Genomic DNA, 11971 nt, shown 5'->3' with positions numbered 1-11971 from the left:
CGACAGGATCAGGCCGCAGACTGGATCCGGTCAAAGGGCGGGGCCTCCATCCGGGCCCATTCCACGTCATAGACGCCCTTTTCCATGTGCACATACAGCGACAGCATCCACGTCGTCAGGATGTCCGCCAGCCCGTCGCGGATATCCGGCCGGGCGCGCATCAGCCGGTTTGCCTTGCGGATGACCTCGGCGATCTCGGGATTGCCCCGACTGACCGCGCGCAGCATGCGTCCGAAATGGGCATTGGCCCGCGCCCGCGACGGCGGATTGTGAAGCCGTCCGGTCCCGCGCTTCAGCAGCGGATTGGGCCCCAGAACATCGGCCAGCGCCTCGAACCGGGTCCAGAAAGCCGCCGGGCTGTACAGCCGGCTGATCAGCCAGCGTGTGCCGGTATACAGCTGCTGCTTGGTCATCTGGGCGGGGATGATGTTGGTCACCATGTCCGCCCCGGGGAAGTGCGCCTGCTCGCCCGTCAGGTCCAGCCGCCCGGCCTTCAGCATCTCGTCATAGATGGGCGTTGCCATGGGCGCGACCAGCGAGGAAACCTTGAAGGTCCCGACCGGCAGGCCCATGCCAAACCGGTACTGGCGCTCAAAGATCGTCAGATCATCCGCGTCGAACCCGACCATCAGGGCGGCCTCGATCTTCAGCCCGTGGCTGGCCACCTTGCGCAGCTGGGCCTGCATGTCGGTGTTCAGGTTCTGGCGCTTCTTGCTGGCCTTCAGGCTCTCTTCGTTGACCGACTCCACGCCGATGAACAGGTTCGACACACCTGCCTCGGCACAGCGGACCAGCATGTCGTCGTCGCGCGCCACATCGATCGAGACCTGGGTGGCAAAGATCACATGATCGCGCCCGTCCTGCCCGTTCCAGGCGATCAGGGCGTCCAGCAGTTCGGCGGCGCGTTTGCGATAGACGGTGAAATTGTCGTCGGCCAAGGCAATGCGGTTATAGCCCAGGCCGTAAAGGCGCTGGACCTCGGCGATCACCTGATCCGGCGTCTTGTGGCGCTGCTTTCGGCCCAGATACTGGATCACGTCGCAATAGTTGCACTCGAACGGACAGCCCCGGCTGGTCTGCACCACCCCGACCAGGGCCCGGTCATTGTCGAACAGATCCCAGGCCGGAACGGGTGAGCGCGACAGGTCGGGGCGGCCTCCGGAATAGTGGGGCTTCAGCGTGCCGTTCAGCATGTCGGCGTAAAAGCTCTCGGCGATCTCCTCGAACTCGCCGGTCACAGCCACGTCGCAGGCCCCGTGAAAGGCCTTTGGGTCCAGGGTGATGTGGGGGCCGCCGATGATCACCGGCTTGCCGCGGGCCCGGAACTCCCCGGCGATCTCGATCGCGCGTTTGGCCTGAGAGACATTGGCGGTGATGCCGATGAAATCGGCTTCGGCGTCGAAGTCGACCGGAGCCAGCGCCTCATCGTGCAGCGTGATGGCAAGCCCGGGCGGGGCCAGGGCGGCCACGGTGGCGATGGCGATGGGCGCAACCCGGGTCACAGAGTCCTCAGCACCGCCAGAGATTCCGGCGAAGTCAGCATCCCAGTGCGGCTTGGGCGCGATCAGCAGAAAACGGACCATGGGGTCGGGCACCCTCCCTGACCCCTAGCTACACGCGTGCGGCGGCTGTGGCCACTCAGGTCAGCGAGCAGTTGATCACGTTCTGCGCCCGTTGCGGTCCGGGCAGATGCCCGACAGCGCTGCCCGGCAGGCTGCTGAGGTCATAGGCAAAGGCCTGAAGATCATGGACGCTGCGGATGAAGCCCTGATCGCGCAGCACCCGCACACCCCAGCAATCCGCATTGGTTTCGCTGTTGTAGGGGCCAAGTGCGTGATGACCGCATTCGTGGGCGAACCACCACACCTGAACCAGCGGCGTGAAGCGGGCCAGAACATCGGGGTTCATGACGATGATCGGCTGGCCTCTCTGAACCCGGGTGGCGATTCCGACATTGTTCAGGCCCCGGGTCATATAGATGCGTACCGGCTCGCCGTAATAGCTGGCACAGCGCAGCGGCACGCCCGCGATATAGACCTGCCACATCCCGCCGTCCTGGGCCTTGGCAGACCCTGTCGTCGACATCATCAGCGCCAGCGATGCAGACACTGCCAGAATGGCTTTGAAGCGCGCCACCTATCTCCCTCCGCTTTCGTCCTTGTGTGAACCCGGATCGGCGTTCTGTCGACTGACGGCGTGTGACGGACGGCGCGGGAATCGATTCCCTCAAGCCTGTTCAGTCTCTAGGCTCGTCGCAGGGATCGAGACGGGGGCAGGGCGGGATGGCGCGCGAAACGTGGGATGCTGTGGTGCTGGGCGGGGGCCACAACGGTCTGGTCTGTGCCTGGTATATGGCGCGGGCCGGGCTGAAGGTGCGGGTGCTGGAGCGACGGTCGGTGGTCGGCGGCGCCGCGGTCACCGAGGAGTTCCATCCCGGCTATCGCAACTCGACCGCCAGCTACACCGTCAGCCTGCTCAGTCCCAAGGTCATCGCCGACATGCAGCTGGCGCGCCACGGGCTGCGCGTGGTCGAGCGCCGCATGTCGAACTTCCTGCCCCTGCCGGACGGCGACAGCCTGTCGGTGGGCGAGGGCGGGCTGACCGCACGCGAGGTGGCCCGCTTCTCCGCGCGCGATGCGGCACGGCTGGATGATTACGGCCGGCGGCTGGACGCGGTCGCCGATGTGCTGCGCGACCAGATACTGAAGGCCCCGCCCAATCTGACCCCCGGCCTGAGGCTCGCCAGCCTGGGGCCTGCGCTGGCCGCCGGGGCGCTGGGCCTGCGCGTCAAGCAGCTGGACCAGACCACCCAGCGCGACCTGATCGATCTGTTCACCCGCTCGGCCGGGGAATGGCTGGGCGGCTGGTTCGAGAGCGACCCGATCAAGGCCCTGTTCGGCTTCGACAGCGTGGTCGGCGCCTATGGCAGCCCCTGGACCCCGGGCTCGGCCTATGTGCTGCTGCACCATGTGTTCGGCGAGGTGAACGGCAAGCGCGGCGCGTGGGGCCATGCCATAGGGGGCATGGGGGCGATCACCCAGGCCATGGCGGCCGCCTGCGTCGAGGCGGGCGTCGAGATCACCCTTGATGCCCCGGTCGCCGAAGTGCTGACCGAAAAGGGCCGGGCCGTGGGCGCCGTGACCGAGGCGGGCGAGGTCGTGCGGGGGCGCGTGGTCGTCTCAAACCTGCATCCGCGCCTGCTGTTCGACCGGCTGGTCGATCCGGCGGTGGTGCCCGCGGACTTCCGTGAACGGATGGACCGGCATGTGTCGGGCTCGGGCACCTTCCGCATGAACGTCGCGCTGGATCGTTTGCCGAACTTTACGGCCCGGCCAGGGCTCGGCGATCACCTGACCGCCGGCATCATCATCGCCCCCAGCCTCGCCTATATGGACCGCGCGTATCAGGACGCTCGCCGCGACGGCTGGTCTCGCCAGCCGATCGTCGAAATGCTGATCCCCTCGACGCTCGACGACAGTCTCGCCCCCGAGGGGCACCACATCGCCAGCCTGTTCTGCCAGCACGTCGCGCCAGATCTCGACGACGCGCACCGCGACACGGTCGCCGACCTGATGATCGATACGGTCGAGGCCCACGCGCCGGGCTTCAGGGATTCAGTGGTCGGACGGCTGGCGCTCGGTCCCCGCGATCTGGAGCGCCGCTTCGGCCTGATCGGCGGCGACATCTTCCATGGCCGACTCAGCCTTGACCAGCTGTTCAGCGCCCGGCCGGTGCTGGGCCACGCCGACTACCGCATGCCGGTGCCGGGGCTTTATCTGTGCGGTTCCGGCGCTCACCCCGGCGGCGGTGTGACCGGGGCGCCCGGCCATAATGCGGCTCGGGCGGTGGTCCGAGACCTCAGGCGTTTCTGACGCCCAGCACCCGCATCAGGGCGTCGCGGATCATGGCCTCGGTATAGGGCTTCTGGACCGTCGGGCGACCTTCCCAGCCTTCGGCCAGCCCCCCCTGGCCATAGCCCGTCGAGAACACCAGCGGCACGCCCTGGCGATCGAGGGCCTCGGCTACGGGATACACGGTCTGGCCCGCAACATTGACGTCCAGCAGGGCCGCGTCCGGCCGGGCCTCGCCTGCGATCATCTCCAGCGCGTCCTCGATACGGGCGGCCGTTCCGAAAACCGTGCAACCCATATCTTCAAGCATGGTCTCCAGCAGCATGGCGACCAGCGATTCATCCTCGACGACGAGGATCTTTCGGCCTTCCAGTCCCGGAATACTCATGACGCAGTTCTTTCGAGTGGAAAGGTCAGTGAAAAGATCAATCCGCCAAGGGCATAGTCGAAGCGGGACTGTCCCGCCAGATCATGGCGCACATTCCGCTCTATCAGACGGCTGCCGAACCCGCGGTGTTCGGACATCACGACGGGCGGACCGTCAATCTCGCGCCAGACGAGCGACACCTGGCCATCCTGAACCGTCCAGTCGACCAGCACGCGGCTCTCCCCGGACTGCAGCGCGCCATGCTTGGCGGCATTGGTGGCCAGCTCGTGGAAGATCATGCCCAGCGACAGGGCCTGGGCAGGATCCAGCGACACAACGGGCCCGTTGGGCAGGATGCGCGTCGAGCCGTGCGCTTCGGTCTCGTGGGTCAGGATATCCGCCAAATCCGCCCCCTCCCAATGGGTGCGGGTCAGCAGGTTGTGCGTATGGGACAGCGACATCAGACGCGCCTGAAATCCTTCGGCAAAGGTCTCGGGATCGGCGTGCGTCCGGGCCGTCTGCATGGCAATGGATTGAACCGTCGCCAGCGTGTTCTTCACGCGATGGTTCAGCTCGTCGATCATCAGCTTCTGCCGGTTTCCGGACTCGACGACGTCGGTCACGTCATGTCCCTGGACGAAGACACCGGCCACATCCCCGACGCCGTCCCGCAGGGGCTGGTAGACAAAGTCCAGATAGCGGGTGCGCAGGGCGCCGTCCGGCCCGGTCCCCAGCTGGACGGGCATGGCGTGCCCCTCGAATGCCTCGCCGGTCTCCCGCACCTGGATCAGCAGGTTCAGAAATCCCTGAGCCACGATCTCGGGTAACGCCTCGGCCACCGGCTTGCCGTTCAGCGCTCTGTGTCCGATCAGCTCGGCATAGGCCTCATTGTGCATCTGGAAGACGAAATCCGGCCCGGTCAGGACCGCGATAAAGCCCGGCGCCTGCATGAAGATGTCCAGCAGGCGATTGCGCTCCGACTTCAGGCGCAGATTGTCGCTCTGCAAATGCTCGGCCCGGGCCATGACATTGCTGCTCAGCAGCTCCATGACGGTGCTCTTGTCCTGGTCGCCCAGCACGCGCTTTCGCAGATTCTGCAGCTCGGTGACGTCGGTGGTATGCTGCAGGATATAGGCGACCTTGCCATCCGCGCCCCGGATCGGCGTATGGGTGGCGCTCCAGTAGCGATCCTCGATCCGCATGCGGCCGTCGGCATCGATGATTTCGATGGGATAGTGGATCAAGGCCAGATGGTCTGGCTCTCCGGTCTGCAGGACCCGCTCGAACGAGGCCCTGAGCTGGCGGGCATTCTCACGCGCCTGATCGTCCTGACCTCCGCCGTCGAACAGCTCGAACAGGTTGCGACCGATCAGCTCGTCCCGCGCGCGTCCGACCACATCCAGATACGCCTGGTTGACCCCGGCATAGCAGAAGTCTGCGGTCAGCATGGTGTAGGGATTGGGCGAGGCATCAAACGCCCGGGCCATGTCCCGCGCGGCCACATCGCTCAACTCAAGATACTTCAATCGGCTGCCCCCTCGACGAAGCCGTCGAAACGCCCGATCCCGACAGCGGTTCCCAAAGCATGTCAAGCGACTGACTTGGGATTGTCGAAACGCGAGGCTAGGGTCGCCCCATGATCCTCTCCAGTCTTCTGTCGCTGATGATGGTGTTTGCGCCCTTGCCCGACTCTGCGCCCGATCCCGTCGACCCCGTCCGGCTTGAAAACGGGGCCGTGCAAGGTGCGGTCTCAGGCGATGTCGTTGCCTTCAAGGGCCTGCCCTATGCTGCGCCGCCGACCGGCGAGCGGCGCTGGCGGCCGCCCGGCCCCGTTCAGGACTGGGAGGGCGTACGGGATGCCACGGCCTATGGCGCCCTCTGCATCCAGCCCCCCGCCAACGGCGATCCGGGCGTCGGTCCCCTGCCCATGAGCGAGGATTGCCTGACGCTCAACGTCTGGGCGCCGGTCGAGCGGGACGGGGCCCTGCCGGTCATGGTCTGGATTCACGGCGGCGGCTACAACAATGGATCGGGCACGGCCGCCCTTTATGACGGCAGTGCGCTGGCCCGGCGCGGCGTTGTGGTGGTGACCATCAACTACCGCCTCGGCCGTCTCGGGTTCTTCGATCACCCGGCGCTGGCCGCCGATCGCCCGGCGGATGAGCCTGCCGGCAACTATGGCGTCATGGACCAGATCGCAGCGCTGGAATGGGTGCGCGACAATATCGCGGCCCTGGGCGGTGATCCCGGCAATGTCACGATCTTCGGCGAGTCCGCCGGCGGGGTGGCCGTCACCCAGCTGATGGTGGCCCCGTCCGCTCGCGGCCTGTTCCACAAGGCCATCGTCCAGTCCGGCCTGGGACGTCAGCGCTCCGCTGAACTGGCGCTCGACCGCCCGGGACGGCCCTCGGCCCAGGCCCTGGGTCTGGCCTTCGCCCGCAGCGCCGGCCTGCCCGCCGAAGCCGATGCCTCGCAACTGCGGGCGGTCCCCGCCGAGGCGTTCCTCGCTCCCATGCCGGCCTTCTATTCGGACAATCTGATCGTCGACGGCATCATCCTGACCGAGGATGTGGTCGAAGCCTTCGCCGCCGGACGTCAGGCGCCCGTGCCGCTGATCCTCGGCACCAACAGTGCGGAGTTCTGGTGGATCCGCCCCACGGACGCCGGCGCCTACGGCCGCACCGACGACGCCTTGACCGAGGCCGAGCATGACGCCCTGCTGGCGGCCTATGGCGGTCCCGACGGCTATGATGCCCATGTGGTCAGCGACCTGATCTTCAACGAGCCCGCCCGCCATCTGACGCGCCTGCACGCAGCCGCCGGCCATCCGACCTTCCTGTACCGCTTCGATGTGGTGCCAGAGTCCAATCCCGAGCCCAGCGGTGGCGCGACCCACGCCTCGGAACGCCCCTATGTCTTCGACACGCTCGACACGGTCGGCCGGCCCCTGGGGCAGCGCGATCACGATGCCGCCGACGCCATGGCCGGTTACTGGACCACCTTTGCAGGGGAGGGGGATCCGAACGCGAGCGACCGCCCGACCTGGCCCGACATCCGCTCCGCGTCGGACCAACTGCTGGAGTTCACCAATGACGGTCCGGTCGCCCGGCCGATGCCGCACGCGGAGCGGCTGGACCTGATCGAATCCTTCTACGCCCGGGTGCGTCCCGGGGCCTAGCGCCGCATATCGGGTCGCGCCCCCGTGACATTTTCGACTGAACTGTGGCGCGCCGGTGCCAGCGCCTTGCTTGTTCGAGCCGGCGCCGGCACGCCATCCGACAGCTCGACTGCGCGCGAAAAATATCAGGCTTTACAGCGTTAACGACGTTATCCGGCCTCGATTGCCAGCCTTTGCAGGAGCGGGGGCAGGGCGCCTCGACCACCCGGCCCCGTGCCCCTGTGTCCAAATCGGGGCACTTGCGCGCCTCATGGCTCGTGTGTCATGTAACCGATTACACGATTTGACCGACGAACCTCGTCAAGGGGTCGGCACGGCTGGATTGTCCAGGGAGTCTGAAAGCGTGACGTTCCATCGATGTCCTTCGCCAGTCCGCGAGGCCGGAAAATGAAACCGGCTACAATTCGCGATGTGGCGCGTCATGCCCAGGTTTCGGTGGCCTCGGTCTCGCGTGCCCTGAACGGCTCGGACACAGTTACCCAAGAGACCCGCAAGCGAATTCTCGAGTCGGCCGAGGCCCTCCAGTATGTGCCCCACAGCGGCGCCCGCAGCCTGTCGACCAGCAAGACCCACACCCTCGGCATTATCCTTCCCGACCTGTACGGCGAGTTCTTCTCCGAGCTGATCCGGGGTATGGATCTGGCCGCGCGCGAGCACGGCTATCACCTGATTGTTTCCAGCTCCCATGACGACGCCGACGGCGCCGCCGCTGCGATCCGCTCGATGCGCGGTCGGGTGGATGGCCTGTTCGTCCTGTCACCCCAGATCGACTCGGCCAATCTGGCGACCGCCATGGCCGGACGGCTGCCGGTGGTGCTGATGCATGGCGGGGCCGGAGAGAGCACCCTTCCGTCGATTGTGGTCGACAACAACGGCGGCGCGCATGCGGCCGTCGAGCACCTGTTGGCCGGCGGATGCCGCGACATCGCCCACATTGCCGGCCCGGCCGGCAACCTCGAGGCCGAGGCCCGTCTGGCCGGCTATCTCGAGGCCATGGCCGCCGCGGGGCTGAAGCCGCACGTGGTCGAGGGGGACTTCAACCAGGGCTCCGGACATGCCTCGGCCCACGCCCTGATGGACGCCCCGCGCCGGTTCGACGGCGTGTTCTGCGGCAACGACATGATGGCCATCGGCGCCCTGCTGGCCTTCCAGGAGGCCGGCGTTCGCTGCCCCGAGGATGTGGCCGTGGTCGGCTTCGACGATGTGCCGATCGCCGCGCTCGTCAGGCCGGGCCTGACCACGCTCAGAATTCGTATCGCCGAAACCGGACGCCGCGCCTTGCAGCGTCTGGTCGGCCAGATCGAGGCCGCGCAGGCCGGACGTGAGGCGACCGCGTCGTCCTCCGCCTGCGAGGTCGTTCGGCCTGAACTCGTGATCCGTACGTCCACAAGGGCGGCGGTCTCAACCACACGTGCGGCGGACGGGCGGCCGTCGGGCGTGACAGCTTCCGCTCAGGGGGAAAACCAGGATGGCTAAAATGAACATTCGATATCTGGGGGCGGCCTCCGCCCTCGCGATAGCCGTGTCGATGGGCATGGCTGCAACGGCCACGGCCCAGGTGGCGACGTCCACGGTCCGTGGTGAAGTGACCGACAGCGGTGTGGGCGAAGCCGGCGCCACGGTCGTCGCGCGCGATGTGGCCTCGGGCTTCACCTCGCGGACCACCGCCAATGCCAATGGCGGCTACGTCCTGTCGGGCCTGCGCCCCGGCACCTATGAGATCACCGTCACGACCGCCGAGGGCGAAACCGCCAGCGACGTCGTCACCATCGGCGTCGGCCAGGTCGGCGACCTGGACCTCGACGTCAGCGGCACGGTCGTCGCGGGCGCCCCGGGCGGCACCTCTGTCGATGACATTGTCGTCGTCGGTCGTCGTCTGCCCGAGGTTCGCACCCCGGAAATCGCGACCAACGTCACGACCCAGCAGATCGAAACCCTGCCGCAGATCAACCGCAACTTCCTGAACTTCGCCGCCCTGGCGCCGGGCGTCCGCGTCTCGGTGAACGAGCAGGAACAGACCATCACTGCCGGCGGCCAACGCGCGGAATCGGTCAACGCCTTCATCGACGGCGCCAGCCTGAAATCGAACGTCATCTCGGGCGGCATCATCGGTCAGGACGACAGCCGCGGGAACCCGTTCCCCCAGGCCGGTATCCAGGAATTCCGGGTCATCAGCCAGAACTTCAAGGCCGAGTATGAGCAGGCCTCCTCGGCCATCATCACGGCCGTCACCCGCTCGGGTACCAATGAGTTCGAGGGCGAAATCTTCGGCTCGTACCGTGACGAGAGCATGATCGAGCAGGACGTCTTCGCGCAGCGCCGCGGCGACGAAAAAGCCGACCTCAGCGTCGAGCAGTGGGGCGTCGCCTTCGGCGGCCCGATCATCCGTGACCGCCTGCACTTCTTCGGCACCTACGAGCGCAAGGAAGAAAACCGCGCGGCCGTCGTCAATCTGGGCCGTCAGGATCCGCGCTTCCAGACCCAGTTCGGACAATACATCGGCACCTTTGCCGCGCCGTTCGAGGAAGACCTGTTCTTCGGCAAGCTCAGCTGGCAGCCGCGCGAAGGCCATCTGGTCGACTGGAGCGTCACCTATCGTGATGAGTTCGATATCCGCGATTTCGGCGGGGCCAACGCCTACGAGCGTGCGACCAACCTCAGCCAGCAGACCCTGACCAGCAACCTGCGCTGGCAGTGGCAGGGCGACGGCTTCCTCAACGAACTGGCCGTCGACTATCGCGATTACAACTACGCGCCGGGGGCTCTGAACTTCTCCGACGTGGGGGAAAGCTATCGCCTGTTCGAAAACGACACCAACCCGGGTATGCCGGGCTTCCAGCCCGACTATTTCGGCGGAGCCACGATCCTCAACCTGGGCGGCCGTGACAGTGCCCAGGACATCCACGACCGCGCCTTCACGGTCCGCAACGACCTGACGTTCGACCAGCTGGAGCTGAACGGCTTCCACACCATCAAGGTCGGCGGCAAGATCTCGATGCAGAACTACGAGGTCCTGAAGCAGTTCGGCCGCAACCCGCAGTTCTACTACGACGTGGACGGCCGTCCGGAATTGAGCGGTTCGACCACGGTCCCGTACCGCGTCGAACTGGGCCGGTCCTTCCCGAACGTCGACCTCGATAACACCGTCATCGGCCTGTACGTCCAGGACGACTGGCGGATCACCGACCAGCTGGAAATCAACCTCGGTATCCGCTGGGACTATGAGTCGAACGCAGGCAACAAGGACTACGTCACCCCGGCCAGTGTGATCGCCGGCCTGGACCAGTGGATCGCCTCCACCGACGGCGGCAAGCCGGCGGGATATGCACCCAGCTGGTTCGACCGCAGCGAGTACATCTCGACCGGTGACAACCGCGATCCGTTCATGGGTGCCTTCCAGCCGCGGATCGGCTTCTCGTACGATGTGTTCGGGGACCGCGGGACGGTGATCTTCGGCGGCGCCGGTCGCTACTACGACCGGATCAACTTCAACTTCTCGTACGACGAAGTCGTCAAGCCGAACGACATCCGCCAGAACGTCTTCTTCAGCACCACGGGCGGTCCGCTGGGCGTGGCGTCCGGTTCGGCCGGTGACCCGATCCTGTGGCAGGAGTCCTATCGGACGGCTGCCGGCCTGGACCCGGTTTTCGCGACGATCGCCGGCCGGGGTGAGGCCTTCCTGCTCCAGAACGAGTGGGAACCGCCGCGCACCGACCAGTTCAACCTCGGTGTCCGTCAGCGCGTTGGTGACTGGCAGACCGAGTTCACCCTGGCCTACGGCAAGACCGAAAACGAGTTCACCTGGCAGTATCTGAACCGCTGCCGCGAACCTACGTTCGGCAACGACGGTGGTGGCTTCGGCGACAACGGTGGCTTCTGCTCGCCGAGCGGCTCGAACCCTTACCGGACCTACCTGGTCTCGGACCACAACAAGGAGCGCGAGTTCACCGCCCTCTACGTCAAGCTCGACAAGCCTTACACGCGTGAGTCCGGCTGGGGCATGAACGTCGCCTACACCTGGTCGGAATCGACCCAGAACGGCGGTAACGATGCCTTCTGCTTCGACTGCTTCAGCGTCGAGACCTCGCCGACCCGGCCTTCGGCCAACGACGAGGAACACCGCATCGTCGCCAACGGCATCGTCGATCTGCCGTGGGACTTCCAGCTGTCGGGGATCCTGACCCTGGGCTCGGGCACGCCGTTCAACGTGTTCGACGGCACCGGTTCGCGCTTCTATTTCCGCCCGTATGGCGGCGAGCCTGAGAAGTACAGCTTCATCATTCCGAACGCCTTCGCGTACCGGAATCTGGACCTGCGCCTGACCAAGGATATCGGCCTGCCCAACGGCTCGGAGCTGTCGGTCTATCTGGACGCGATCAACGTGTTCAACTTCGACAACTACAACGGCTTCGATGGTGGAACCGGCTCGGCAGCGAGCCCCAACCCGAACTTCGGCCAGCCCTCGTCGGTCCTGTTCCCGACCCGGACCTTCCAGATCGGCGCGCGCTACAAGTTCTGATCTCCTGAGCCTGGGGCCGCCTCTCACCGTGCGTGGGGGCGGCCCCTCTTTTTTGT

Annotated in this window: 8 protein-coding genes; 4 read left to right on the top strand and 4 right to left on the bottom strand. The window is 66.1% G+C overall.

Translation table 11 applies throughout. From position 1 onward, the window contains the following. Positions 1-8 precede the first annotated feature (8 nt). Together V7672_RS14730 and V7672_RS14725 are read right to left on the bottom strand one after the other, a co-directional pair. Positions 9-1583 (bottom strand): B12-binding domain-containing radical SAM protein, encoded by a 1575-nt coding sequence (locus V7672_RS14730; protein ID WP_335625324.1) that lies wholly within the window; start codon positions 1581-1583, stop codon positions 9-11. Positions 1584-1638: 55 nt separating this feature from the next. Then, positions 1639-2136 carry a hypothetical protein gene (locus V7672_RS14725; protein WP_335625323.1) on the bottom strand — a complete coding sequence of 166 codons (498 nt, stop codon included), beginning with the start codon at positions 2134-2136 and terminating at the stop codon, positions 1639-1641. A 146-nt stretch (positions 2137-2282) separates the two neighbouring features. Between V7672_RS14725 and V7672_RS14720 the strand changes: the two genes are divergently transcribed. Further along, complete coding sequence (locus V7672_RS14720) at positions 2283-3872, top strand: phytoene desaturase family protein (RefSeq protein WP_335625322.1); 1590 nt, start codon at positions 2283-2285, stop codon at positions 3870-3872. Here the strand turns inward: V7672_RS14720 and V7672_RS14715 are convergent. Together V7672_RS14715 and V7672_RS14710 are read right to left on the bottom strand one after the other, a co-directional pair. Further along, entirely contained in the window at positions 3859-4239 is a 381-nt protein-coding gene (locus V7672_RS14715; RefSeq protein WP_335625321.1) for a response regulator, read from the bottom strand. The genes V7672_RS14720 and V7672_RS14715 overlap by 14 nt on opposite strands. After that, complete coding sequence (locus V7672_RS14710) at positions 4236-5744, bottom strand: PAS domain-containing protein (RefSeq protein WP_335625320.1); 1509 nt, start codon at positions 5742-5744, stop codon at positions 4236-4238. Before V7672_RS14710 ends, V7672_RS14715 begins: the two co-directional genes overlap by 4 nt. A 110-nt stretch (positions 5745-5854) precedes the next feature. Here V7672_RS14710 and V7672_RS14705 point away from each other — a divergent pair, with 110 nt between their 5' ends. The 3 genes from V7672_RS14705 to V7672_RS14695 all read left to right on the top strand — a co-directional run bounded on the left by V7672_RS14705 (position 5855) and on the right by V7672_RS14695 (position 11915). After that, positions 5855-7396, top strand: coding sequence for a carboxylesterase/lipase family protein (locus V7672_RS14705; RefSeq protein WP_335625319.1), 1542 nt, complete (start codon positions 5855-5857; stop codon positions 7394-7396). A gap of 387 nt (positions 7397-7783) precedes the next feature. Then, a complete protein-coding gene (locus V7672_RS14700; protein WP_335625318.1) occupies positions 7784-8872 on the top strand; it encodes a LacI family DNA-binding transcriptional regulator in 1089 nt (362 codons plus the stop codon). Between the two features lies 1 nt (position 8873). After that, a complete protein-coding gene (locus V7672_RS14695; protein ID WP_335625317.1) occupies positions 8874-11915 on the top strand; it encodes a TonB-dependent receptor in 3042 nt (1013 codons plus the stop codon). Positions 11916-11971 lie beyond the last annotated feature (56 nt).

The organism is Brevundimonas sp., assembly GCF_036963785.1.
In the GTDB taxonomy this organism is placed as follows: domain Bacteria; phylum Pseudomonadota; class Alphaproteobacteria; order Caulobacterales; family Caulobacteraceae; genus Brevundimonas.
The sequence above is the reverse complement of the archived record's forward strand: the minus strand, read 5'-3'. Positions and strand labels throughout refer to the sequence as shown.